The sequence below is a fragment of the Plantactinospora sp. CA-290183 genome (assembly GCF_050936375.1).
In the GTDB taxonomy this organism is placed as follows: domain Bacteria; phylum Actinomycetota; class Actinomycetes; order Mycobacteriales; family Micromonosporaceae; genus Plantactinospora.
This window is the reverse complement of sequence record NZ_JBNJMX010000039.1, coordinates 1-23,074: the sequence shown is the minus strand read 5'-3', so window position 1 is coordinate 23,074 and position 23,074 is coordinate 1. Positions and strand designations below refer to the sequence as shown.

Annotated in this window: 23 protein-coding genes; 15 read left to right on the top strand and 8 right to left on the bottom strand. The window is 72.3% G+C overall.

Features of this window, described 5'->3' with window-relative positions:
* The 13 genes from ACQEUR_RS24715 to ACQEUR_RS24655 all read left to right on the top strand — a co-directional run.
* A partial coding sequence (locus tag ACQEUR_RS24715; RefSeq protein WP_433035625.1) for a GntR family transcriptional regulator occupies positions 1-349 on the top strand: 349 nt, incomplete at its 5' end.
* A 132-nt stretch (positions 350-481) separates the two neighbouring features.
* Complete coding sequence (locus tag ACQEUR_RS24710) at positions 482-1,087, top strand: glucose-6-phosphate isomerase family protein (RefSeq protein WP_433035622.1); 606 nt, start codon at positions 482-484, stop codon at positions 1,085-1,087.
* Positions 1,088-1,128: 41 nt separating this feature from the next.
* Positions 1,129-2,163 carry an ABC transporter substrate-binding protein gene (locus ACQEUR_RS24705; protein ID WP_433035619.1) on the top strand — a complete coding sequence of 345 codons (1,035 nt, stop codon included), beginning with the start codon at positions 1,129-1,131 and terminating at the stop codon, positions 2,161-2,163.
* Positions 2,164-2,196: 33 nt separating this feature from the next.
* The gene (locus tag ACQEUR_RS24700; RefSeq protein ID WP_433035616.1) at positions 2,197-3,759 is read left to right on the top strand and encodes a sugar ABC transporter ATP-binding protein; all 1,563 of its coding nucleotides are present in this window, start codon (positions 2,197-2,199) and stop codon (positions 3,757-3,759) included.
* Positions 3,756-4,862 (top strand): ABC transporter permease, encoded by a 1,107-nt coding sequence (locus ACQEUR_RS24695; RefSeq protein WP_433035613.1) that lies wholly within the window; start codon positions 3,756-3,758, stop codon positions 4,860-4,862. Before ACQEUR_RS24700 ends, ACQEUR_RS24695 begins: the two co-directional genes overlap by 4 nt.
* A 2-nt stretch (positions 4,863-4,864) precedes the next feature.
* Entirely contained in the window at positions 4,865-6,370 is a 1,506-nt protein-coding gene (xylB, locus tag ACQEUR_RS24690) for a xylulokinase (RefSeq protein WP_433035610.1), read from the top strand.
* Positions 6,367-7,368 carry a phosphoglycerate dehydrogenase gene (locus ACQEUR_RS24685; RefSeq protein WP_433035607.1) on the top strand — a complete coding sequence of 334 codons (1,002 nt, stop codon included), beginning with the start codon at positions 6,367-6,369 and terminating at the stop codon, positions 7,366-7,368. The genes xylB and ACQEUR_RS24685 overlap by 4 nt, the downstream gene beginning before the upstream one ends.
* A complete protein-coding gene (locus ACQEUR_RS24680; RefSeq protein ID WP_433035604.1) occupies positions 7,365-8,306 on the top strand; it encodes a shikimate dehydrogenase family protein in 942 nt (313 codons plus the stop codon). The genes ACQEUR_RS24685 and ACQEUR_RS24680 overlap by 4 nt, the downstream gene beginning before the upstream one ends.
* On the top strand, positions 8,303-9,310 hold the full coding sequence (locus tag ACQEUR_RS24675) for a phosphotriesterase family protein (RefSeq protein ID WP_433035601.1): 1,008 nt from the start codon (positions 8,303-8,305) through the stop codon (positions 9,308-9,310). The genes ACQEUR_RS24680 and ACQEUR_RS24675 overlap by 4 nt, the downstream gene beginning before the upstream one ends.
* 207 nt (positions 9,311-9,517) lie before the next feature.
* Complete coding sequence (locus tag ACQEUR_RS24670; RefSeq protein ID WP_433035598.1) at positions 9,518-10,411, top strand: C40 family peptidase; 894 nt, start codon at positions 9,518-9,520, stop codon at positions 10,409-10,411.
* A 350-nt stretch (positions 10,412-10,761) separates the two neighbouring features.
* The gene (locus tag ACQEUR_RS24665; protein WP_433035595.1) at positions 10,762-12,069 is read left to right on the top strand and encodes an ABC transporter substrate-binding protein; all 1,308 of its coding nucleotides are present in this window, start codon (positions 10,762-10,764) and stop codon (positions 12,067-12,069) included.
* Entirely contained in the window at positions 12,062-13,060 is a 999-nt protein-coding gene (locus ACQEUR_RS24660; protein WP_433035592.1) for a carbohydrate ABC transporter permease, read from the top strand. The genes ACQEUR_RS24665 and ACQEUR_RS24660 overlap by 8 nt, the downstream gene beginning before the upstream one ends.
* Positions 13,050-13,892, top strand: coding sequence for a carbohydrate ABC transporter permease (locus tag ACQEUR_RS24655; RefSeq protein ID WP_433035589.1), 843 nt, complete (start codon positions 13,050-13,052; stop codon positions 13,890-13,892). Before ACQEUR_RS24660 ends, ACQEUR_RS24655 begins: the two co-directional genes overlap by 11 nt.
* A 40-nt stretch (positions 13,893-13,932) precedes the next feature.
* Here ACQEUR_RS24655 and ACQEUR_RS24650 read toward each other — a convergent pair whose 3' ends face one another.
* The 7 genes from ACQEUR_RS24650 to ACQEUR_RS24620 all read right to left on the bottom strand — a co-directional run bounded on the left by ACQEUR_RS24650 (position 13,933) and on the right by ACQEUR_RS24620 (position 20,757).
* A complete protein-coding gene (locus tag ACQEUR_RS24650) occupies positions 13,933-14,382 on the bottom strand; it encodes an ATP-binding protein (RefSeq protein WP_433035586.1) in 450 nt (149 codons plus the stop codon).
* 192 nt (positions 14,383-14,574) lie between these two features.
* The gene (locus tag ACQEUR_RS24645; RefSeq protein ID WP_433035583.1) at positions 14,575-15,609 is read right to left on the bottom strand and encodes an acetylxylan esterase; all 1,035 of its coding nucleotides are present in this window, start codon (positions 15,607-15,609) and stop codon (positions 14,575-14,577) included.
* A gap of 163 nt (positions 15,610-15,772) precedes the next feature.
* Positions 15,773-16,777, bottom strand: coding sequence for a LuxR C-terminal-related transcriptional regulator (locus tag ACQEUR_RS24640; protein WP_433035580.1), 1,005 nt, complete (start codon positions 16,775-16,777; stop codon positions 15,773-15,775).
* Positions 16,778-17,172: 395 nt separating this feature from the next.
* Positions 17,173-18,375 (bottom strand): ABC transporter permease, encoded by a 1,203-nt coding sequence (locus ACQEUR_RS24635; RefSeq protein WP_433035577.1) that lies wholly within the window; start codon positions 18,373-18,375, stop codon positions 17,173-17,175.
* Entirely contained in the window at positions 18,372-19,067 is a 696-nt protein-coding gene (locus ACQEUR_RS24630) for an ABC transporter ATP-binding protein (RefSeq protein WP_433035574.1), read from the bottom strand. The genes ACQEUR_RS24635 and ACQEUR_RS24630 overlap by 4 nt, the downstream gene beginning before the upstream one ends.
* Positions 19,064-20,236 carry a peptidoglycan-binding protein gene (locus ACQEUR_RS24625; protein ID WP_433035571.1) on the bottom strand — a complete coding sequence of 391 codons (1,173 nt, stop codon included), beginning with the start codon at positions 20,234-20,236 and terminating at the stop codon, positions 19,064-19,066. The genes ACQEUR_RS24630 and ACQEUR_RS24625 overlap by 4 nt, the downstream gene beginning before the upstream one ends.
* Positions 20,236-20,757, bottom strand: coding sequence for a hypothetical protein (locus ACQEUR_RS24620; RefSeq protein ID WP_433035568.1), 522 nt, complete (start codon positions 20,755-20,757; stop codon positions 20,236-20,238). The genes ACQEUR_RS24625 and ACQEUR_RS24620 overlap by 1 nt, the downstream gene beginning before the upstream one ends.
* A 243-nt stretch (positions 20,758-21,000) precedes the next feature.
* Here ACQEUR_RS24620 and ACQEUR_RS24615 point away from each other — a divergent pair, with 243 nt between their 5' ends.
* Both ACQEUR_RS24615 and ACQEUR_RS24610 read left to right on the top strand, forming a co-directional pair.
* On the top strand, positions 21,001-21,657 hold the full coding sequence (locus tag ACQEUR_RS24615) for a response regulator transcription factor (RefSeq protein WP_433035565.1): 657 nt from the start codon (positions 21,001-21,003) through the stop codon (positions 21,655-21,657).
* Positions 21,657-22,895, top strand: a complete 1,239-nt coding sequence (locus ACQEUR_RS24610; protein ID WP_433035562.1) for a sensor histidine kinase — start codon at positions 21,657-21,659, stop codon at positions 22,893-22,895. The genes ACQEUR_RS24615 and ACQEUR_RS24610 overlap by 1 nt, the downstream gene beginning before the upstream one ends.
* On the opposite strand, the gene ACQEUR_RS24605 is transcribed toward ACQEUR_RS24610, so the two are convergent.
* A partial coding sequence (locus ACQEUR_RS24605; RefSeq protein WP_433035559.1) for a hypothetical protein occupies positions 22,805-23,074 on the bottom strand: 270 nt, incomplete at its 5' end. The genes ACQEUR_RS24610 and ACQEUR_RS24605 overlap by 91 nt on opposite strands.

Below are 23,074 nucleotides of genomic sequence, written 5' to 3'. Positions count from 1 at the left end.
GGTCTGGACCGTCACCCATCTGCCGGCGGCGCTCGCCCCGGGCCTGGTGCACGAGGACCTGACCGACCGCTCCCTCTACGAGGTGCTCGAATCCGCGTACGGCGTCCGGCTGGTCCGCGGGATCCGCTCCGTCGAGGCGGCGGTGGCGAGTACGACCCAGGCAAGGCTGCTGGGCGTCCGCCGGGGGGATCCGGTGCTGGTGCTGCGCAGCGTCAGTCTCGGCGAGTCGGGCCGCCCGGTGGAGAGCTTCCTCGCGCTGCACCGGGGCGACCGCAGCCGCTTCCAGGTCGAGTTGACCCGCGCGCCCGGTGGCCAGGCCGGCAGTCCGCTCGTGATCGTGATGTCCTGACCCGCGGCCACCCCGCCGCCGTCGTTCCTTCCGTCCGCCCCGCCTGCCGGTGCGCCGATGCCGTCGTACCTCTTGACATCCTGTAATGACAGGACGACAGTGTCCGGAAACACAACCGGAACCGGAGATGACGTGAGCAGAAGCGCGACCCCGCCGCTGGAGCCCTTCGCGATCCGCTTCGGCGAGTCCAACCAGACGCTGGAGCCGCCGGGACCGACGCTCCAGCGACGGATGTCCGACCTGGCCGGTCTCTTCGCCGACACCGGGGCCTGGGAACGGGCCGTGGCGGACGGCGACCCGCTGGTCTACACGGTCTCCTCGTCCCCGGTGCCCGAGACCCCCCGGGAACTGCCGCAGTCGATCACCACGATCTATCCCGGCCAGACCGGCGGGGAGTTCTGGATGACAAAGGGCCACCAGCACCCGGACCCGCAGGGCGAGATCTACCTCGGCCTCGACGGCCGGGGCGGACTGCTGCTCTTCGACGGGGAACGGGCGCAGTGGCTGGACATGGCCCCGGGAGTGATCGGCTACATCCCGCCGGGCTGGGCACACCGCAGCGTCAACGTCGGCGACGAGCCGTACCGGTTCCTCGCCGTCTACCCCGGCAGCGCCGGCCACGACTACGGCTGGGTGCTCGAACACGGCATGGGCCTGCGGGCCCGCCGGGGCGCCTCGGGCGTCGACCTGGTCCCCTACCGCGCCGCCGAGCCGGGGTCCGCCGGCGCACCCCACTAGCCGACCCCCCCGCTCGTCCCTCGAAGAAAACAGGAGACCCCATGGCAACGAAGAGCGTCTCACTCGGCGTCGCCGGGCTGGCCGCCGTCGTCACCCTGGCCGCCGGTGTGGTGGTCGGCCGCGTCCTCGCGTCGGACTCCGGTGGCGACGGCGGCGACGCGCCGGCCGCGTCGGCCATCGCCGGTACGAAGATCGACGTCATCGTCAAGGCGACCGAGTCCGAGTTCTGGCAGTCCATGCTGGCCGGTGCGAAGAAGGCCGGCACCGACCTCGGCGTCGAGCTGGACCTCTTCGGCCCCACCTCCGAGGCCGACATCGAACCGCAGGTGCGGCTGGTGGAGGACGCCATCTCGCGCGGCGCGAAGGGCATCGTCCTCGCCCCCAACTCGTCCACCGCGCTCAACGGCGTGATCGACCGGGCCCGCGCCGCCGGGGTCAGGGTGGTCATCGTGGACAACGCGGTCCAGACCCAGCACGACGGCTTCATCGGCACCGACAACGTCAAGGCCGGCGCCCAGGCGGGACAGCGCCTCTGCGAACTGATCACCCAGGCCGGCAAGCCGGACGGAAAGGTGCTGCACGAGTCCGCGGTCTCCGGCGTGCAGGTCCTGATCGACCGCTTCGAGGGGTTCAAGCAGGGCCTCGCCGAGAAGTGCCCGCAGGCGAGCATCGTGCAGACGCTGGTCAACGACAACGACCTGAACAAGGCGGTCGGCCAGGTCAACGACGCGCTGACCCGGGTGCCCGACCTGGCCGGCATCTTCGCCGACAACAACACCTCCGGCGTCGGCACCGCCAAGGCGGTCCAGGAGAAGGGGGTCGGTGACCGGGTCGCGGTGGTCGCCTTCGACTCCGACCCCGCCGAGGTGGAGGCGGTCCGGACCGGCGGGATCGACGCCATCGTCGTACAGAATCCGTTCTTCTTCGGCTACCAGGGCGTGGTCGAGGCCGCGATGGCGGTCGCCGGCACCAACGCGCCGCAGCGGCTGGACCCGGGCGCGGTGCTGGTCGACAAGAGCAACGTCGACGCCGAGGAACTGAAGGCGCTGCTCAACCCGCCGAAGACCAAGGGCTGAGCCGGGTCGACGCACCCGCGAAGGAGGCACGTCATGCAGGAAGGGCAGGCCGTACCGGTCGTCCGGCTGCGCGGGGTGACCAAGACGTACGGCCCGGTCACCGCGCTCGACGACGTCGACCTGGACCTGCTCCCCGGCGAGGTGCACTGCCTCGCCGGGGAGAACGGGGCCGGAAAGTCGACGCTGATCAAGGTGCTCACCGGCGCCGTCGCCCGGGACCGGGGCGAGTACCGGGTCGCCGGGGTCCAGATCGGCCCCCGCCCGTCCCCGGTGGAGACCCGGGACGCCGGCATCGGGGTGGTCTACCAGGAGCTGAGCCTGCTGCCGGACCTCAGCGTGCTGGACAACCTCACCATGGGACGCTTTCCGCGCCGGCTGTTCGGCATCGTGGACCGGGCCGCGCAGCGCCGGGTCGCGCGCGAGCACCTGACCCGGGTCGGCCTCACCGATCTCGACCTGGACCAGCCGGTACGCGCCCTGCCGACCGCCACCCGGCAGCTCGTCGAGATCGCCCGGGTCCTCGGCACCCGGGCCAAGCTGGTCATCTTCGACGAGCCGACGACCGCGCTCTCCGAGCGGGAGGCGGACGCCCTGCTGGAGCGGGTCGCCGCACTGCGGGACGCCGGCCACACCGTGCTCTACGTGACCCACCGGCTGGAGGAGATGTTCGCGGTCGGGGACCGGGTCACGGTGCTGCGCGACGGCCGGCTGGTGGCCACCCGCCCCGTCGCCGAGTACGACCACGACTCGCTCATCCAGGCGATGGTCGGCCGCCCGGTGCAGAACCTCTATCCCGGCGTACGCCCCGAGCCCGGCCCACCCCGGCTGGAGGTACGCGACCTGCGGATCCCCGGCTTCGCGGCACCGGTCGACCTGACCGTGCGCCGGGGTGAGATCGTCGGGCTGGCCGGGCTGCTCGGCGCCGGCCGCTCCGAGATCGTCCGGGCGATCTTCGGCGCCGACCCGGTCGACGGCGGGCAGGTCCTCCTGGACGGGGTTCCGGTGCCCGCCGGCTCGCCCCGGACGGCGGCCCGGCACGGCATCGCCCTGCTCACCGAGGACCGCAAGGAGTCGGGGCTGCTGCTCCAGCTCTCCATCGAGGCCAACGTCTCGATCGCCAGCCTCGGCCGGGTGTCGAGCGGCCCGGTGCTGCGCGGTGCCCGCGAGCGAGCGCACGTACGGGAGGCGGTGCGCGGCCTGCGCCTGAAGTACGGTGCGTTCGACGACCCGGTGACCTCGCTCTCCGGCGGCAACCAGCAGAAGGTGCTGCTCGCCCGCTGGCTCGGCACCGGCGCCAGGGTGCTGCTGCTGGACGAGCCGACCAAGGGCGTCGACGTCGGCGCCAAGGCCGACATCTACCAGGCGATCGCCGAGATGGCCCGGGAGGGCCTCGCCGTGCTGGTGGTCTCCTCGTACCTGCCCGAGCTGCTCGGCCTCTGCGACCGGATCGTCGTGGTGCGCCAGCGGCGCATCGTCGGCGACCTGCCGGCCGCCGAGGCGGGCGAGGAGGAGATCCTCCGGCTCACCAGCCCGCCGACGTCCCGGGCCGACCTGTCGGCCCCGATTTCCGCCGAAGCACCCCTGGAGTCCCGATGACCCTCGACAAGAACGCCAGCCCGGCCGCTGCGGAGGATCCCACCACCACGGCCGGCGGCGCAGACCCGACCACCGCCCCGCCCACCGGCGCAGCGGGGGAGTCCGCTGAGCAGGCGGCCGGGACCGGGGAGAAGGAGGTGATCGGGGTCGGCGCCCTGCTCGGCCGGGGCTTCGGCGGGCTGCCCGTACTGGTCGTGCTCGCCCTGGGGCTGAGCCTGGCCACCGACACCTTCCTGACCGGCACCAACCTGGACAACCTCGGCCGGCAGGTGTCCATCTACGCCATCATCGCGATCGGCCAGCTCCTGGTGATCCTCACCGCCGGCATCGACCTCTCGGTCGGCTCGGTGGTCGGGCTCTCCGGTGTGATCGCCGCGAAGATGGTCTTCGACACCGCCGGTGGCGGGTCCGTGCTGCTGGCGGTCGTCCTCGCCCTGCTCGCCGGTGCGGCGGTCGGGCTGGTGAACGGCGTCCTGGTGGCGATCCTGCGGATGCCGCCGTTCATCGTCACCCTGGGCACCCTCGGCATGGCCCGCGGACTCACCCTGCTCTACACCGACGGCCGGACCATCCAGCCGCTGCCCGCCTCGTTCACCCGGATCGCCGGCGGCGAGTTCCTCGGGGTCGCCAACCTGATCTGGCTGACCCTGCTGATCGCGCTGCTGGTCGGCTTCGGCCTGCGGCGCACCATCTGGGGCCGCTACATCTACGCCGTCGGCTCCAACCCCGAGTCGGCCCGGCTCACCGGCGTACCCGTCAAGGCGGTGCTGCTCAGCGTCTACGCGCTGGCCGGCACCCTGGCCGCGCTCGGCGGGATCCTGCTGGCGTCCCGGCTCGGCAACGGGGTGCCCACGGCCGGCACCGGCTACGAGCTGCAGGCGATCGCCGCCTGCGTGATCGGCGGGGCGAGCCTCTTCGGCGCCCGGGGCACCGCGCTCGGCGCCCTGGTCGGCGCGCTGATCGTCGGGCTGCTCAACAACGGCGGCACCCTGCTCGGCATCGACCCGTTCTGGCTCCAGGTGGCGATCGGCGCGCTGATCCTGGTCGCCGTCGGGTTCGACCAGCTCCAGGGCCGGCGGCTCACCCGGGGCAGGGCGGCCTGAGCATGCTGATCGCCCACGACCTCGGCACCACCGGCGACAAGGCGTCGCTGCACTCCGACACCGGCGCCCTGATCGGCTCGGTCACCCTGACCTATCCCACCCGGTTCGCCCCGGGCGGCGTCGCCGAACAGGATCCGCAGGACTGGTGGACCGCGCTGGCCGGCGCGACGCGGGCGCTGCTCACCCGGCACGAGGTGGACCCCGCCGCCGTACGGGGGGTGGCGATCTCGGGGCAGATGATGGGGGCGGTGCTGCTCGACGCGGCACACCGGCCGGTGCGCCCGGCGATCATCTGGGCGGACACCCGCAGCACCGAGCAGTGCGAGGCCCTGGTGGAGCGGATCGGCGCCGCCGAGGCGTACCGGTTGCTGGGGCACCGGCTGAACCCGACGTACTCGATCACGAAGGTGATGTGGGTACGCGACCGGGAGCCGGCGGTCTTCGCCGCGACCAGGTACGTCTGCCTCGCCAAGGACTACGCCGTGCTCCGGCTCACCGGCCGGCTCGGCACCGACCCCTCCGACGCCTCCTCCACCAACGCCTACGACCAGGAGCGGGGGACCTGGTCCGAGACGGTGCTCGGTGCGGCGGGGCTCGACCCGGGGCTGCTGCCGGAGATCGTCCCCTCCACCACCGTGGTCGGGACGGTCACCGCGGCGGCGGCGGAGGCGACGGGACTGCGCGCCGGCACGACGGTGCTGATGGGCGGCGGGGACGGCCCGCTCGCGGCGGTCGGCGCCGGAGTGGTCTCGCCGGCCGACGGCGCGTACTGCTATCTCGGCTCCTCCTCCTGGGTGTCGCTGGCCGCCACCGCACCCCTGCACGATCCGGCGATGCGGACGATGACCTTCGACCACGTGGTACCCGGGCACTTCGTGCCGACCGCCACGATGCAGGCCGGTGGAGCGTCGCTGGAGTGGATCGCCGACGTGCTGGAGCCGGGCGGGGACGGGGCGCGGTTCGCCCGGCTGGTCGGCGCGGCCCGGACGGCGGACGCCGCCGCCGACGGGCTCTACTTCCTGCCGCACCTGCTCGGCGAGCGGTCGCCGTACTGGAACCCGGACGCCGCCGGGGCGTTCGTCGGGATCCGCCGGCACCACGACCGGGCCGAACTGACCCGCGCGGTGCTGGAGGGCGTCGCGTTCAACCTGCTCACCTGCGTGGACGCGTTCCGGGAGCACGGCGCGGCGGTGGACCGGGTGGACGCGATCGGGGGTGGCGCGGCCAGCGACGTGTGGTTGCAGATCCTCGCCGACGTCTGGGGCTGCCCGGTGCGGCGCCGCTCCATCGTGGAGGAGGCGAACAGCCTCGGCGCCGCCGTCACCGCGGCGGTCGGGCTCGGCCTGGTGGACGACTTCGGGGTGGCCCGGGAACTCTCCGAGGTGACGGCGGAGTTCGCCCCCGATCCGGGGCGGCACGCCGACTACCGGGAGCGGCACGGGGTCTTCCTCGACGCGTACCGCCGGTTGGAGCCGTGGTTCGCACGGCGGGGCGGGGGTGCGCGGTGAGCGTGACCCGCGACGGTCAGGTGCTGGTCACCTCCCGGTCGTTCTCGTCCGGCTCCCGCGACCCGCTCGGCGAGCTGCGCAGGGCCGGCCTGACGGTGGTGCGCGGGCCCGCCGACCACGACCTCGACGCGCTGCGCCCGCTGCTCGCCGGGACGGTCGGCTGGATCGCCGGGACCGGCCCGGTGACCGCCGCCCACCTGGCGGCCGCGCCCCGGCTCGCCGTGCTGGCCCGGTACGGCGTCGGGGTGGACTCGGTGGACCTGCCGGCGGCGGCGGCCCGTGGTGTGGTGGTGACCAACACCCCGGGGGCCAACAGCGAGGCGGTCGCCGACCTCACCGTCGGGCTGCTCCTGGCCGCGCTGCGCGGCATCCCCGCCGGGGACCGGCGGGTCCGCGCGGGCGACTGGAGCGTCTTCCGGGGCCGCGAACTCGGCGCGCTGACCTGCGGCGTCGTCGGCTTCGGCCGGATCGGCCGGGCGGTGGCCCGCCGGCTGCGCGGGTTCGGCGCCCGGGTGCTCGCGTACGACCCGATGGTGGACCCGGCCGCGATCCGGGCGGCGGACGCCGAGCCGGCGGGGGAGCTGGCCGAGCTGCCCGCCCGGTGCGGGGTGGTCTCGCTGCACGCGCCGGGCGGCCGGGCACTGGTCGACGAGGGGTGGCTGGCCGGCTGCCGGGCGGGGCTGGTGCTGGTGAACACCGCCCGGGCCGACCTGGTGGACGAGTCGGCGCTCGCGGCGGCGCTGCGTGACGGCCGGGTGGGCGGGTACGCGGCGGACACTCTCGGCACCGAGTCGGGCCGTGCCGCCGAGTCGCCGCTGCTCGCCGCCGACCTGGCCGACCGGGTGGTGCTGACGCCGCACCTCGGCGCGCAGACCGTTGAGGCGGTGGACCGGATGGGGGCGCTCGCCGTGGCCGACCTGCTCGCCGTGCTGCGCGGCGAGACGCCGGCGCATCCGGTGCCGGCGACCGCGCGAACCGGATCCGGGGGGTCGGCATGACGGGTGGGACGGCACCGGACGCACCGGGCGGCCACATGGGCTTTGTCGGCGTCACCACCGGAAGCTCCTCGATCAACCGGGTCTTCCCGAGCTGGGCGGAGATCCTCGGGCTGCCGACCGACCGGCTGCTCGGCCACGACCTGCCGCTGGACGCCGACGACCTGGCCTACCGGGCGCTGGTCCGGCGGATCCGGGACGACCCGGCGCACCGGGGGGCGCTGGTGACCACCCACAAGCTGCGGCTCTACCAGGCCGCGCACCACCTCTTCGACGAGCTGGACGACTTCGCCCGGCTCTGCGGCGAGATCTCCAGCATTGCCAAGCGGGACGGCCGGTTACTGGGGCACGCCAAGGATCCGCTGACCGCCGGGCTGGCGCTGGAGGAGTTCCTGCCGGCCGAGCACTTCGCGGCAACCGGTGCCGAGGTGATCTGCCTGGGCGCCGGGGGCGCCGGGACGGCGCTGGTCTGGTACCTGACCCAGCGCGCCGACCGCCCGGCCCGGATCGTCTGCACCGACACCGATCCGGGCCGGCTCGCCCAGCTCCGGGCCGTCGCGCAGCGCGGCGGCATCCCGGAGCGGCTGATCGGGTACGTCCACGTCACCGGGCCGTACGACGTGCCGGAACTGCTCGACGCCGCGCCGGAGGGCAGCCTGGTGGTGAACGCGACGGGGCTGGGCAAGGACCGCCCCGGCTCGCCGCTGCCGGCCGGGACCACCCTGCCCCGGCACGGGTACGCCTGGGAGTTCAACTACCGGGGCAGCCTGGAGTTCCTGCACCAGGCGCGGGCCCAGGCGGCGGAGCGCGGGGTGACCGTGGTCGACGGATGGCGCTACTTCATCCACGGCTGGAGCCAGGTCATCGCCGAGGTCTTCGACATCGACCTGGACGCGGCGACGGTCGAGCGGCTGTCGGCGGCGGCCGAGGCGGTCCGGTGAGCTTCGTCCGGACCGTGCTCGGCGACGTGTCGCCGGCGGTTCTCGGACCGACCGACTACCACGAGCACCTGTTCCAGGTCAGCCCGCTGCTGGCCGGGGACGAGCTGGACGACGAGGCGGCCAGCGCGACGGAGGCCGGGCTGCTGTTCGGCGCCGGGATCACCGCGATGGTGGAGGCGACGCCGGTCGGGCTGGGGCGCGATCCGGCGGCCGTGGCCCGGGTCAGCGCGGCGACCGGGCTGCACGTGGTCGCCACCACCGGGGCGCACCGCGAGGCGCACTACCGCCCGGAGCACCCGCTGCTCCGGGCGTCCGAGCCGGTGCTCGCCGCGCGGTTCCGCGCCGACCTCGTCGACGGCTGCCCGGCCCGCGACATCGGGTCAACCCCTGGGGGTACGGCGATCGCGCCGGACTCCGACGCCCTCGGCGGTACGGCCGTCGCGCTGGACCCGGACGGGCGGCCGGTCCGGGCCGGGCTGCTCAAGGCGGGGATCGGGTACTGGTCGATCAGTCCGTTCGAGCGGCGGGTCCTCGGGGCGGTGTCTGCCGCGCACCGCTCGACCGGTGCCCCGGTGATGGTCCACCTCGAACACGGCAGCGCCGCGCACGAGGTGCTCGACCTGCTCGGCGCGGACGGTGTCGAGCCGGGGCGGGTGGTGCTGGCGCACGCGGACCGGAACCCGGACCCGGGGCTGCACGTGGAGCTTGCACAGCGGGGCGCGTACCTCGGCTACGACGGGATGGCCCGGCACCGGGAGCGGCCGGACAGTGCGCTGATCGAGTTGATCGCGGCGGTGTGCGGGGAGGGGATGGCCGGGCACCTGCTGCTCGGTGGCGACGTCGCCCGCCGCAGCCGGTACGTCGGGTACGGCGGGATGCCGGGGCTGGCGTACCTGCCGGAGCGGTTCCTGCCCCGGCTGCGGGCGCGGCTCGGCCCGGAGGTCGTACGCCAGATCATGGTCGACGCGCCGGCCCGGGTGCTTGCCTGGTGCGGCACCCACTGACAGCACGGGCTTGCCCTCCTCGGCAGGTAGGCGGGCGGGGGCTGTCGCCGTAGCCGTCGGCCGTACCGACGTTCTCGGCGGCGTCGCCGTCGTACCCGGAGACGACCGCTGGGCGGCGCGGTACGGGCGCGGTACGGGAGCCGTCAACACTACGCGGACCCCTAGTTTCCCTGACGTCCGATCGACGAACGAACAGGGGAGAGTCGAATGGTCGCGAAGAAAACCGCCCGACCGCACCGGTCACTTCTGGTTGTCCTGCTCGCCGTACCGGCCTTCGTTGCCACCAGCTTCGCCACGGCGTCTCCGGCCGCGGCTGCTCCGATCGGCAACCCGAGCCTCGAGATCCCGGTCGGTTGCCCGGGGGCTCGCGGGGTCATCCAAATCGAGTGGGAGGGGACCCGCTCCGCCAAGGTGCACTGGGAACTGACCGACACCAGTTCGGACGGCAAGTCACCGGTGATCAAGATCGCCGCCAGGGACGAGTCCGGCGCTGGCACCAGTTGGGTCTTCCAGAACGGTGACGTGGCGTTCGTGATCAATGGCGGCTACGACGACTCGGTCAGTGGCGGCGGCAACTCCTGGGACCCGGCCGGGCTGGCCCAGTTCAACCACGTCGAGGTGAAGGTCAGCAACGGCACGAGTGCCCAGGGGACCACGTGTTCGGTGACGAAGAATGCCTACAACTACACCCGGCTCGCCTACCAGTACGCCCTCAACCAGATTGACAAGCGTTACGTCCTGGGCGCCGAGGGTCCGGACGCGTACGACTGCTCGGGCCTCGTCAAGTACGCCTACAACCGCGTGGCCAACTTCCCCGGATGGGGCAGCGTCAGGTCGTCGGCCCAGCAGTACGAGTGGGCGCGTTCGGAGGCCAACAACAACAACGCTGACCTCGGCAATCTCAAGAGCCGTGACGCCATCCGGGTCAGCCGCAGCCAGCTCAAGGTCGGGGATCTGATCTTCTACAGCGGCCACGTCGGCTTCTACGCGGGCGGCGGGCAGTTGTATTCGGCCATGAGCCCGAGTGCGGGAATCGGTTACACGAGCATCGACTACACGACCCCGTTGGGCTACTACCGAGTGGTCGGCGTCACCGGCTAGTCGCGATGCCGGCGGGCCCGTCCTGGCTTTCTCCACAGGGCAGGCCCGTCCTGGCTTCTCTCCCCGGCAGGGCGGTCCCGCGACGCGGTGGGGAGGGGGCCTTCGACGGCTCGACCAGCCGGTGTGGTCGGGTGATGTGCGTGTGCAGGAGCTCGGTCGCGCTATCCGGCGAGTATCGGCCCCAGCCCAGACGGACGAGCCAGTCGCGGGCGACCGGCCCAGGTGCGCCGAGAAGCGGGGCTGCGTACCGGACGGTTTACGTTGACACATACCGTTCGATGAATTTCTATTAACCGATGGCGGCCGAGTCGCTCGCCGGTCGCTTCGGCGATGGTGTCCTGGGGGTTGACATGCGATTCCGGAAGGTCGGCGCGACCGCCGCGGCCGTGCTCCTGCTGATGCCACTGGCCGCCTGCGGGGACGACGGCGGCGGTGGGGACGGGAAGACCCTCACCTACTGGGCCAGCAACCAGGGGCCCAGCCTGGAGGAGGACCGGAAGATCCTGCAACCGACGCTGGACCGGTTCGAGCAGCAGACCGGCATCAAGGTCGAGCTGGAGGTGATCGGCTGGCCGGACCTGCTCAACCGGATCCTGGCCGCCACCGCCTCCGGGCAGGGCCCGGACGTGCTCAACATCGGCAACACCTGGTCCGCGTCGCTCCAGGCCACCGGCGCCTTCCTGCCGTTCGAGGGGGCCGAACTGTCCGCACTCGGCGGGCCGGAACGCTTCCTCGGGCCGAGCTTCGCGGCGACCGGCGCGGCGGGGAAGCCGCCGACCTCGGTGCCGCTCTACGGTCTGGCGTACGGGCTCTTCTACCACAGGAGACTCTTCGCCGAGGCGGGGATCACCAGCCCACCGGCCAACTGGACCGAGTTCGTGGCGGCCGGGAAGCGGCTCACCAGGGGCGGGCAGTGGGGTCTGGCGCTGGAGGGCGCCAGCTACACCGAGAACGCCCACCACGCGTTCATCTTCGGCCAGCAGCACGGCGCGGAACTCTTCGACGGCGCCGGCAAGCCGCAGTTCACCACCCACCACCAGGTGATGGCGGTGAAGCAGTTCATCGACTTCATGGCCGTCGACAAGATCGTCAACCCGAGCAACGCCGAGTACACCACCCCGACCCAGCCGATCAACGACTTCGCCAACGGCAAGGCGGCGATGCTGCTCTGGCAGAACAACGCCATGGGGCTGCTCGCCGCCGCCGGGATGAAGCCCGACGAGTACGGCATCGCGCCGATCCCGATCGCCGATCCGCTGCCGCCCGGCGGCAAGCGGGTCAACAGTCACGTCGCCGGGATCAACATCTCGGTCTTCAAGAACACCGACAACCGGGACGGCGCCCTGGAACTGGTGAAGTTCCTGACCAGTACGGCGGAGCAGCAGACCCTGAACAAGGCCCTCGGATCGCTGCCGGTGGTGGCCGACGCCTACACGGACCCGGCGTTCCAGACCCCGCAGATCAAGATCTTCCAGCAGGTGCTCGCCACCACCGCCGCGCCGCTGCCGCAGGTGCCCGAGGAGAGCCAGTTCGAGACGACCGTCGGCAGCGCGATGCGGGACCTCTTCGCCCGGGTCGCCAGCGGCCAGCCGGTCGGCGAACCGGAGGTGGCGGCGGCGCTGGCCAAGGCACAACAGGAGATGGGCACCGGTGGCTGACCGCGCCGCCACGGCGCAACGGCCCTCCGCGCCTGGGGCGCCGCCCCCGCGGGGCCGCCCCAGGACCCGACGGCGGGCCGGTGCCGGATGGCGCCGGCCCGGCCTGGCGTACCTGCTCCTGCTGCCGGCGCTCGTCCTGGAACTGCTCGTCCACCTGGTGCCGATGGCCGTCGGGGTCTGGATGAGCTTCCGCGAGCTGACCCAGTTCTTCATCCGGGACTGGGCCGCGGCGCCGGACGCCGGCCTGCGCAACTACCGGGTGGCGCTGGACGTCGACTCGGCGATCGGCGCCTCGCTGCTCCGCTCGCTCTGGATCACGGTCGCGTACGCCGTACTGGTGGTCGCCGGCTCCTGGCTGCTCGGCTTCGTGGCGGCGCTGCTGCTCCAGCGGCCGATGCGCAACCGGGGACTGCTCCGTACGCTCTTCCTCGTCCCGTACGCGCTGCCGGCGTACGCGGCGGTCATCGCGTGGAGCTTCATGTTCCAGCGGGACACCGGGATGATCAACCACCTGCTGGTGGAGAACCTGCACCTCGCCGACGACCGGCCGTTCTGGCTGATCGGCGACCGCAGCTTCGTCGCCGTCGTCGCGGTGTCGCTCTGGCGGCACTGGCCGTTCGCGTTCCTGATCATCATGGCCGGGATGCAGAACATCGCCACCGAGATGTACGAGGCGGCGGCGATCGACGGTGCCGGCCCGGCGCAGCAGATCCGCCGGGTGACGCTGCCGATGCTGCGGCCGGTCAACCTCGTGCTGGTTCTCGTGCTGTTCCTCTGGACGTTCAACGACTTCAGCACGCCGTTCGTGCTGTTCGGGCCGGCGGCGCCGGACGAGGCCGACCTCATTTCGATCCACATCTACCAGAGCTCGTTCGTGACCTGGAACTTCGGCCTCGGCTCGGCGATGTCCGTCCTGCTGCTGCTCTTCCTGCTGGTGGTCACCGTCGGGTACCTGCTGCTGACCGCCGGGGGGCGCCGCCGTGCTCTTTGAACCCCGCTGGTTCCGCTGGGTCCGCTGGATTGGGCTGACCTTCTTCGCCGGCCTGGTCCTGCTCCCGCTGTACGTCATGGCGACCTCGGCGGCCAAACCGCTGCGGGACGTGCAGAACGAGTTCCGCTGGATCCCGACCGAGGTGACGCTGCGGCCGTTCGCCGACATCTGGCGGACGATCCCGCTCGGCCGCTACTTCGTCAACAGCGTGATCGTCTCCTCGGCGGCGGCACTGCTGTCGGTGCTGGTGGCTGTCTTCGCGGCGTACGCGATCAGTCGGTTCCGGTTTCCGGGACGCGGCCTCTTCTCGGTCACGGTGCTCTCGACGCAGATGTTCCCGGGCATCCTCTTCCTGCTGCCGCTGTTCCTGATCTACGTCAACATCGACCAGCTCACCGGGATCACCCTCTACGGCTCCCGGTTCGGCCTGGTCGTCACGTACCTGACCTTCTCGCTGCCGTTCTCGATCTGGATGCTGGTCGGCTACCTCAACTCGATCCCCCGCGAGCTGGACGAGGCGGCCCTGGTCGACGGGGCCGGTCCGGTCGGGGCGCTGCTGCGGGTCGTGGTGCCGGTCGCGATGCCGGGGATCGTGGCCGTCGCGATCTACGCCTTCGTGACCGCCTGGAGCGAGGTGCTGTTCGCGTCGATCATGACGAGCGAGCAGAGCCGGACGCTTCCGGTGGGACTCCAGCTCTACTCGAGCCAGGCGGGCGTCTACTGGAACCAGGTGATGGCAGCGTCACTTGTGGTGAGCGTACCGGTGGCGGTCGGTTTCCTGATGTTGCAGCGCTTCCTGGTCCAGGGCCTCACGGCGGGTGCGGTGAAGTAGCCGGGCGATGCCGGCGGGGCGGGCGGGCAGCGCGGCAGGGTCATCCGGCACCGTCGGGACCGGGCCGGAAGGCCATGACCATCCGTACCCGGACCCCGTCGCCGTCGCTGACGACGTCGATGGAGTCGGTGAGCTCCCGGGCCAGCCAGAGCCCCATGCCGCCCTGTGCGGACGGCTCGGGGCGCGAGCGGGGGATGGGCAACGTCTCGGAAAGGCCGGGACCGCTGTCCCAGACTTCACACACCAGGTCTCGTTCACGCCAGAGCCGCAGCTCACCGTCGCCGCCGCCGTGTCGGACGGCATTGCTCATCGCCTCGTTGATCGCCGTCACGAAGTCGTCGAGCCGTTGGTCCGGCAGTCCGGCAGCGGTCAGGCAGCGGGTCAACATCTGGCGTACCGCAGACATGCGCTCGGAGTCGAAGGCGGTCTGGAGCAGCACGAGACCATGCTGTGTTTCCGTCCGTTGATCGCGCAACGGACCGTCCGTCATGGCACCTCCAGAGATCGCCGGGGCCGAGGTACCCGGGACGGTACCCAGCCGGGCCGGCGTCAACCAGAATCGTGGGTGCGAGCTTTCCGTTGGGCGCCGTGGCGTTACGTCGACACGCCGAAACCGCGGAAACCTGTGTACTTTACGCCGGGTTGTCCGGGTCGACCCCGCTCCTCCGCCAGCGGGTCCCGGTCAGCTCCGCCGGGCGTGCGGCACCACCGGCGCCGTGGCCCTACCGTCGGCCGCCGCCGCGGCGTCGCCCAGCAGCCGGCGCAGCAGCGCGGCCTGCCGGGGGAACTGGAAGCCGGCGCCACCCTCGTGCCCGTTGTACGGCCAGATCGTGATGTCCTTCTCCGCGCCCGCGTAGTGGTTGTAGGCGGCGAAGACCGTCGACGGCGGGCAGATGTCGTCCATCAGCGCGACCGAGAAGAGAGCCGGGGCGTCGCAGCGGGCGGCGAAGTTGACCCCGTCGAAGTAGCTGAGCGTGCGGAACGCCCGCTCGACCTCGCCCCGATGCGTCTTCAGGTACTTCACCAGCTCCTGGTAGGGCATCGCGTCGGTGATCTCGGTGGCCCGCCGGTAGTGGCAGAGGAACGGCACGTTGGGCATCGCGGCGGCGAGGCCGTCGACCAGCCCGGCGACGGCGAGGCTGATCCCGCCGCCCTGGCTGCCGCCGGTCACCGCGACCCGTCCCGGGTCGACCCGGGGGTGGGCGCGCGCCGCGTCCACCGCGCGTACGGCGTCGGTGAAGACCCGCCGGTAGTAGTAGTGCCGCGGATCGGCGAGGCCCCGGGTCATGAAACCGGGGGTCTGCGGCAGCCCGACCGGGTCGGGGTCGGGGGTGTCGCCGACGAGATAACCGTTGCTGCCCTGCCCCCGGGTGTCCATCACCAGGTGGGCGTAGCCGGCGGCGCTCCAGGCCAGCCACTCGTGCGGCAGCCCGCGCCCGCCGCCGTACCCGATGTACTCCACGACGCAGGGCAGCGGGCCGGTGGCGTGCCGGGGGAGCAGGAACCAACCGCGTACCGGCTGGCCGGCGAAGCCGGGGAACGTGACGTCGAAGACCTCGACGGTCGACAGCCCGGCGTCGTACGGTTCGAACCGGGCCGGTGTGCCCGTGTCCCGGGCCTCGGCGAGGGTGCCGGCCCAGAACTCGTCGAAGTCGGCCGGCTCGTCCCGAGCCGGCAGGTAGTCGCGCAACCGGTCCAGTGGCCAGTCGACAAGCATGGCCCGTCCCCTCTCGTCCTCGCGGCCTGACGGCGGGCCCGGTGAGCGGACCGGCGCCGAGTCGGTGCCCCGTCGCCGGAGGGTAGCGCCCGGCCGGTGGCCGGGCGCCACCCGCCTCGATCGCGGCGCTACCTCCCGGCCACGGCCAGGACCACCGGAACGGTCAGGGCCGCATGTCGCACGGGGCACCGCGCGGCTGCGCGACCGCGCAGGGCCGGCGTCCGTGCGCCGGCATGCACTCCGCCCCGTCCTCCTCGCCGTTGCCGACGTCGATCATCTCCCGGCGGGCCGCGAGCAGACCAGCCTGGAACCGGCTGCTGGCGTTCAGCTTCTCCATGATCGACGCGATGTGCCGCCGGCAGGTCCGCACCGAGAGGCCGAGCCGCCGGGCGATGACCTCGTCCTTCTCGCCCAGCGCCAGGTGCTTCAGGATCGTCTGCTGGAGTACGTCGCGGGCGTCCTCCTGGTCCGCCCACTGCGGGTACGGCAGGGCGGTCGTCCAGAGCAGTTCGAAGCTCGCGACGAGGTTGTCGACGATGGCCGGCTCGCGTACCAGCACGGCACCGGCAGACGCCTTCCGCTCGAACGGCACGAACGCCACCTCGCGATCGAACAGGATGAGATGTCGCGGTACCACCGGGGCGGTGCGGATCTCCACGCTCGAGAGCGCCGCCGCGGCGTACTCCTGGGGTGGCGCGTGCGGTGCGGTCGAGTCGGGCAGGACGATCTTGATCTGCACCCCGGCCCGCAGGGCGGACGGATCCCGCTTCAACACGTCGGCCAGCCGTCGGTGGTCCCCCACCTTGCCGGGGTGGACCACGGAGATCTCCTGGGTGCTGCGGCGTACCCACTCACCCAACAGTTTCCGGATCAGCAGCTCGTCGCCGACCGTGTCGACGCCTTCCGACGCCTCCCGGGCCCGCCTGGCCTCGGCGTACGCCGGCAGCAACCCGAATATCTCGCTGCGGATCAGCTCGACCCTGGCCTGCCGGCGTTTCAGCTCGACCTCGTCGTCGGCCAGCAGCTCGGCGAGCGCGGCGTCGGGTGCCAGCGGATCCCACTCGCGGGTGTCGTCGAGCGAGGGCTGGAGCAGTTTGAACCATTTGAGCAACCGGAGTGCGGGAGTGAGCCGCGCCTCATCCAGTCCGGCATGTTGCAATGCGTCCACCGTGGTCCATCCCGGCATCGTGACCGCCAGCTTGTATAGCGCAACCGCATCGCGCGTGAGCCGCGGTATTTCGCTTGATTTCGACAGATCCGGACGTTGTTCACCATCCACGTATGCCCCCGAGTCGTGGCTGCCGCAAACGTAGCGTTCGCATCTGCGGGAAGTATACGGGGCAGCATGTGTGATGGTCGATGCACGACGGCAACCGGCCGGGTAACGGGCCCATGAGCTGGCCATAATTCCTGGACCTGTGCCGTTTCTGTGGCACCGCCTCCTTCCGGTGATTGCGTAACTGTCATGACAGTTTTCCTCATGGCAAATAGTGAACCGGGAACGTCGCGAAATGGTGGTGGCTCGACCCTCCACCCCGCGCGGGCGCCGGCCCTGCCGAGGACTCAATCGGTCAGGAGCGCCTCCGTGGGGGAGAGCCGGGCGGCCCGCACCGCCGGATAGGAGCCGGCGAGCGTGCCGATCACCAGCGTGGCGAGGAGTGCGCCGAGGAGCGCGTAACCCGGCACCGCGACCGGCCAGCCCTGGGTCATGGCGTAGCCGGCGGTGGTCGCGGTGCCGACCACCAGGCCGGCGAGGCTGCCGAGGGCGGACAGCAACAGCGCCTCGCCGAGGAACTGGAGGCAGATGTGGGTCCGGGTGGCGCCGAGAGCCCGCCGGAGTCCGATCTCCCCGCGCCGCTCCAGCACCGAGATGACCATGGTGTTGGCGACGCCGATGCCGCCGACCAGCAGCGCCACCGCGCCGACGCCCAGCAGCAGGCCGGTGAACGTCCGGTTCGCCGCCACCCGTGCCTCCAGCGCGTCGGAGGGACGGCTCACCGCGACCTGCTCCGGGTTCGCCGGATTGACCGTGCGGGGCAGCACGTCCCGCACCGCGTCCACCGCCTCGTCGGTGGAACGCAGGTACAGCGTCGTGGCGTGCCCGTCCGACCCGAGCAGTTGTTGCGCCACCGGCCATCCGACCAGCGCCGCACTGTCCAGTTCGGTCGCCAGCGGCGCGTCGCCGAGAATCCCGATCACCGTGAACCAGTGCCCGCCCAACCAGATCTGCGTGTCCGGGTCCACCCGGTCGATGCCGAGGGACCGGGCCGCATCCCGACCGAGGACAGCGGTCGGATAGGACGCGGTGGCCTCGTTGAACCAGACCCCGGCCACCACCGACGTGCCCACGGTGACCGGCAGGTCGGTGTGCGCCGCCAGGACGCTGATCCCACCACTGCGGTCGGGGTCGATCCGGTCGTTGCGGTACACCCGCGCACCGGTCACCCGACTGGTGGCCGACACCTCCAGGACCGGCCCGATCCGGGCCGCCATCCCGACCGACTCCGTGGGCAACTGGGCGTTCTCGCCGAACAGCGTCTTGCCCGGGGCGACGGTGAGCAGGTTCGTACCCAGCCGGGAGAGCGTGGCGTCCAACTGGGCGCGGCTGGAGGCGGCGATGCCGACCACCGCCACCATGGCGCCGATGCCGACGGCGATGCCCAGCGCGGAGAGCACCACCCGCAACGGTCGGGACCGCAGCCCCGCGGCGGAGACCCGCAGCAGGTCCCGTCCGCCGAGGCGGGCCGGGGCGACATCCTCGCTCATCGGACACCGCCCGGCACGGACTGACGGGTGTCGGAGACGATCCGGCCGTCGACGAGCTCCACCCGCCGGGGCAACCGGGCGGCCAGAACGGGGTTGTGCGTGATCACCACGATCGCCGTACCCGTGCGGTTCAGTCCGGCCAGCAGGTCCATCACGTCGTCTCCGGAGCGGGTGTCGAGGTTGCCGGTCGGCTCGTCGGCGAGCACGATGCTCGGCGCGCCCACGATCGCCCGGGCGATCGCCACGCGCTGCCGCTCTCCGCCGGAGAGCTCGTGCGGGCGGTGCCGCAGCCGGTGCCCGAGCCCGAGCCCGGTCAGCGTCCGTTCGGCGCGGAGCCGGCGCTGCCGCAGCGGCACCCCGGCGTAGAGCAGCCCGTCGGCGACCACGTCCCGGGCCGGTACCCCCGCCGTCAGGTGGAACCGCTGGAAGACGAAGCCGATCCGGCGGGCCCGCAGCGCGGACACCTGGCGGTCGCTGAGCTCCCCGGTGTCCCGGCCGTGCACCCGGACACTGCCGGTGGTGGGCCGGTCCAGCGTGCCGAGCAGGTGCAACATGGTGGACTTGCCGGAGCCCGACGGCCCGACGATCGCCATCAGTTCGCCCGGGTAGATCTGCAGTGAGACGTCGCAGAGCGCGGTCACCCCACCCGGATAGGTCCGGGTGGCGCCGTCGAGTTCGATCGCCGGGCTCACGACGGTGCCGCCTCGACGGTCACGCCCTCGGTCAGGCCGGGTCCGGAGACCTCGACCAGACCGCCGGCGAACAGCCCGGTCCGCACCGGCACGATCCGGTTCGCATCACCCTCCACCAGCCGTACGCCGTAGCCTCCCTCGCGGAGCGCCAGCAGCGACGCGACCGGCGCGGCGAGCACGTCGTCCCGCCGCTCGCGCGGCAGGGCGATCCGCACCGGCGTCCCGTCCAGGTCGCCCAGGGCCCGCTGGTCGGAAACCGAGCAGGTGATCGAGACGGTGGGATCCGCCGAACCCGAGCCCTCCTCGCCGGCCGGGCCGGACCCCTCCTCCGCCTGCTCGGCGGTGGCCACGGTGCCCACCCGGGAGACCGTGCCGGACACCGTCTTCGACCCCGGCAGCGTGATCGAGACCTGCTCGCCGCCCTTGACCAGGGACCGTTCGGCGACCTCCAGGTCGGCCGTCACCACCCGCGAGGTGCCGGTGTAGGACAGCACGGAGGCGTCCGGCGTGACCGGTCGACCCGGCCGGACGGTCACCTGCGCCACCCGTACGGCGCGGGGCAGGAAGACCACCCGGCCCAACTCGACCTCCCCGGTGTCGTCCAGACCCCGCGCGCGCTGCCACCGTTGCACCGCCCGCTCGGTCGCGGAGGTGTAGCTGCGGTCGACCGTGAAGCCGGTGTAGCCGAGCTCCCGCAGGTTCCGTTCGAACTGCTCGACGTCGCTGCCGCGGGTCCCGGCCTCCAGCGTCCGGTACGCGGGCAGCGAGCCGAGCATCAGCAGGACCGGACGGGCGTCCAGCGCGTACAGGGTGCCACCCCGGCGGATGGTGGCACCCTCCGCCGGGACGCTCGTCACGGTGCCGGCGAGCCGGTTGAACAGCGGTGCCGCGGTGCCGTAGCCGAGTTCCCCGTCGATGGTGACCGTCTCGACCAGGTCGGTGCGGACGATGGTCGCGGTCGCCGCCGGCGGTGTCCCCGGTGCTGTCGCCGGCCCGGCGTCCCGGGTCAGGTAGACCGCGCCGATGCCGCCGGCGACCAGCGCCGCCGCGGCGGCGGCACCCACCGGCACCCGCCACCGTCCCCGGCTCCGGGGCGTCGCCGGTGGCTCGGACCCGGGCGCCGGGGCGCCGCCCGGGTCGGGCGGCGCCGGCTGGATCGGTCCCGTCATCAGCTGCCTCCGCCGCCGGACTTGACGCCCTGGCCGCACTCCTGGTCCGCCGCCTTGAACGCCGGATCGTTCAGCAGGGTCTTGGGCAGTTGCAGCCCGCGCTCCGGGTCGGGGTCGGGGAAGTCGGCCAGCCCCTTCTCGCGCATGCAGGCCGAGTACTCCCGCAGCGCGCCGATGTCGCCCTTGCCGGCGTTCGCGTTGGTCGGCAGGTACTGCCGGCACGCCTGGGCCGCCTGCTTGTCCTGCGGGCGGTCCTCGTTCAACTCGACCTGCTTGCCGCGCTCCGGGTCGGCGACCTGGACCCCGTGCGAACGCAGGCAGGCGAGGTACTGCCGCTGCCGCTCGGCCTCGTCCGCGGCCGGTGGCGGGCCGGACGCGCCGGCCGGGGCCGACGCGGTGCTCTCGCCTGCGGTGGCGATCCCCCCGGCGTCGTCGTCGCTGCCGCCGCAGCCGGCGAGGCCGAGCAGGGCCACCAGGAGTGCTGTCCCGATGACATTCTTCCGCGCGCGTCGCGCATACATGGCAGGACCCTTTCGATCATCAACCCCGCCGGCCGGCGGGCGTTCAATTCCAACGCTGACAAGTTATCGGAAAGGGGGTAAGGAAAGGGCTAGCGAAAATATAAGAAAATTGTTAGCGCCGGCCGGTCTCCTGACCCTCGTGGTACGAGGTGTCCATTCTGCCGTCGACCACCGGCCCCGGTACGGAGTTATATTGGGCAGGTTATTCGGGAACCTGGTATCACATCGTGGCGAGGAGGTTCGGTGCGCGTTCTGATCGTCGAGGATCACCGGGTGCTGGCGGACACCATCGCCGAGGGGCTGCGCCACGAGGCGATGGCCGTCGACGTGGTGTACGACGGCGCGGCGGCGACCGAACGGGTGGCGGTGAACGAGTACGACGTGCTGGTGCTGGACCGCGACCTGCCGGGCGTACACGGTGACGACGTCTGCCGCACGGTGGCCGGATCGGGCAGCGGCACCCGGGTGCTGATGCTGACCGCGTCGTCGGCGGTACCGGACCGGGTGGCCGGGCTGACCCTGGGCGCCGACGACTACCTGTCCAAGCCGTTCGACTTCACCGAGCTGGTGGCCCGGATCCGGGCGCTCGCCCGGCGCTCCACCCCGCCGCTGGCCCCGGTGCTCTCCCGGGCCGGGATCCAGCTCGATCCGCACCGCCGGGAGGTACGCCGGGGGGACGCCGAGATCCGGCTCTCCCGCAAGGAGTTCGCGGTCCTCGAAGAACTCCTCCGGGCCGGCGGTGCGGTCGTCTCGGCCGAGCGGCTGCTGGAGAAGGCCTGGGACGAGAACGTCAACCCGCTCACCAACGTGATCCGGGTGACGATGGTCAGCCTGCGGCGCAAGCTCGGCGACCCGCCGGTGGTGGAGACGGTGCACGGCGTCGGCTACCGGGTGCCGTGATGGGACGGCACCGGACTTCGATCCGTACCCGGCTGACCCTGCTCTACGGCGGCATGTTCTTCGTGGCCGGGCTCCTCCTGGTCGGCGCCGGCTACCTGCTCGCCCGGCACACCCTCACCACCGGGCTGCGGGACATCAACTCGGCGATGATGCTCGACGCGAACAGCCTGCCCGAGATGAAGCGGGACTTCTGGCTGGGCCGGTTGGCCGAGCAGCGGGCGATGCAGGAGGCCGCGCTGCGACAGCTCCTCCTCTCCTCGCTGGTCGCCACCGGGGCGGTCGGCCTGCTGTCGGTCGGGGCCGGCTGGGTGATGGCCGGCCGGGTGCTCGGGCCGTTGCACCGGATCACCGAGACCGCCCGGGGCGTGGCGGAACGCAACCTGGGCGAGCGGATCCGGTTGGCCGGCCCGGCGGACGAGTTGAAGGAGCTGGCCGACACGTTCGACGAGATGCTGGAGCGGCTGGACCGGGCGTTCGACGGCCAGCGCCGGTTCGTCGCCAACGCCTCCCACGAGCTGCGTACCCCGCTGGCGGCGAGCCGGACGCTGATCCAGGTCGCCCTCGGCCGCTCCGACGCCAGCCCGGACGCGCGGCGGCTCGGCGCGGCCCTGCTCACCATCAACGACCAGCAGCGCGAACTCACCGACGCGCTGCTGGTGCTGGGCCGCAGCGAATATTCGCGGATCACGCCGCGGCCGGTCGACCTGGCCGGCATCGCGCTGCGGGTCACCTCCGAGCTGACCGCCGAGGCGTCCTCGGCCGGGATCGGGATCCAGGTGGATCCGGGGCCCGCGACGGCCCAGGGTGACCCGACCTTGCTGGAGCTGCTGGTCCGCAACCTGGTGCAGAACGGCATCCGGCACAACACGCCGGGCGGCTGGGTGCACGTCGCGCTGGGCCCCGCCGAGCAGGGCGGTGCCTGGCTGATGGTCAGCAACACCGGCGCGAAGGTGCTCACCGAGGCGGACATCCCGGTCATCTTCGAGCCGTTCCAGCGCCTGGGTGCCCCGCGTACCGGCGACGGGGTGGGCGGCGGAGCCGGCCTGGGACTGTCGATCGTCCGGTCGATCAGCCTCGCGCACGGTGGTCAGCTCGCGGCGGCCCCGCGTCCCGGCGGTGGCCTGACCGTCCGGGTGCGACTGCCGGGTCACGTCCGTTCCAGCGCCAACTCGGCGAGCGTCGTACCGGCCCGGCGTACGACGCCGCCGCCGAGCGCCAGCATCGTCGGGAAACTGTGAACCTTGAACGTCCGTACGACGCCCTGACCGGACTTGATGTAACCGTCGTCCACCACGTGGGCCACCGGCCCCAGCACCTTCCGGTAGCGGTTGCCCTCGGCGGAGGGGCCGCTGAGGACGACCACCGGTCGGGGCCGCCCGGCGGGAAGCCCCTCCAGCGTCGCCCGGAGCTCGGGCAT

What these genes read in the sequence shown, in the direction of transcription:
- ACQEUR_RS24705 (WP_433035619.1), top strand. Translation starts at nt 1,129, where the DNA reads ATGGCAACGAAGAGCGTCTCACTCGGCGTCGCCGGGCTGGCCGCCGTC.
- ACQEUR_RS24700 (WP_433035616.1), top strand. Translation starts at nt 2,197, where the DNA reads ATGCAGGAAGGGCAGGCCGTACCGGTCGTCCGGCTGCGCGGGGTGACC.
- ACQEUR_RS24695 (WP_433035613.1), top strand. Translation starts at nt 3,756, where the DNA reads ATGACCCTCGACAAGAACGCCAGCCCGGCCGCTGCGGAGGATCCCACC.
- xylB (WP_433035610.1), top strand. Translation starts at nt 4,865, where the DNA reads ATGCTGATCGCCCACGACCTCGGCACCACCGGCGACAAGGCGTCGCTG.
- ACQEUR_RS24680 (WP_433035604.1), top strand. Translation starts at nt 7,365, where the DNA reads ATGACGGGTGGGACGGCACCGGACGCACCGGGCGGCCACATGGGCTTT.
- ACQEUR_RS24670 (WP_433035598.1), top strand. Translation starts at nt 9,518, where the DNA reads ATGGTCGCGAAGAAAACCGCCCGACCGCACCGGTCACTTCTGGTTGTC.
- ACQEUR_RS24665 (WP_433035595.1), top strand. Translation starts at nt 10,762, where the DNA reads ATGCGATTCCGGAAGGTCGGCGCGACCGCCGCGGCCGTGCTCCTGCTG.
- ACQEUR_RS24650 (WP_433035586.1), bottom strand. Translation starts at nt 14,382, where the DNA reads ATGACGGACGGTCCGTTGCGCGATCAACGGACGGAAACACAGCATGGT.
- ACQEUR_RS24645 (WP_433035583.1), bottom strand. Translation starts at nt 15,609, where the DNA reads ATGCTTGTCGACTGGCCACTGGACCGGTTGCGCGACTACCTGCCGGCT.
- ACQEUR_RS24635 (WP_433035577.1), bottom strand. Translation starts at nt 18,375, where the DNA reads ATGAGCGAGGATGTCGCCCCGGCCCGCCTCGGCGGACGGGACCTGCTG.
- ACQEUR_RS24625 (WP_433035571.1), bottom strand. Translation starts at nt 20,236, where the DNA reads ATGACGGGACCGATCCAGCCGGCGCCGCCCGACCCGGGCGGCGCCCCG.
- ACQEUR_RS24620 (WP_433035568.1), bottom strand. Translation starts at nt 20,757, where the DNA reads ATGTATGCGCGACGCGCGCGGAAGAATGTCATCGGGACAGCACTCCTG.
- ACQEUR_RS24610 (WP_433035562.1), top strand. Translation starts at nt 21,657, where the DNA reads ATGGGACGGCACCGGACTTCGATCCGTACCCGGCTGACCCTGCTCTAC.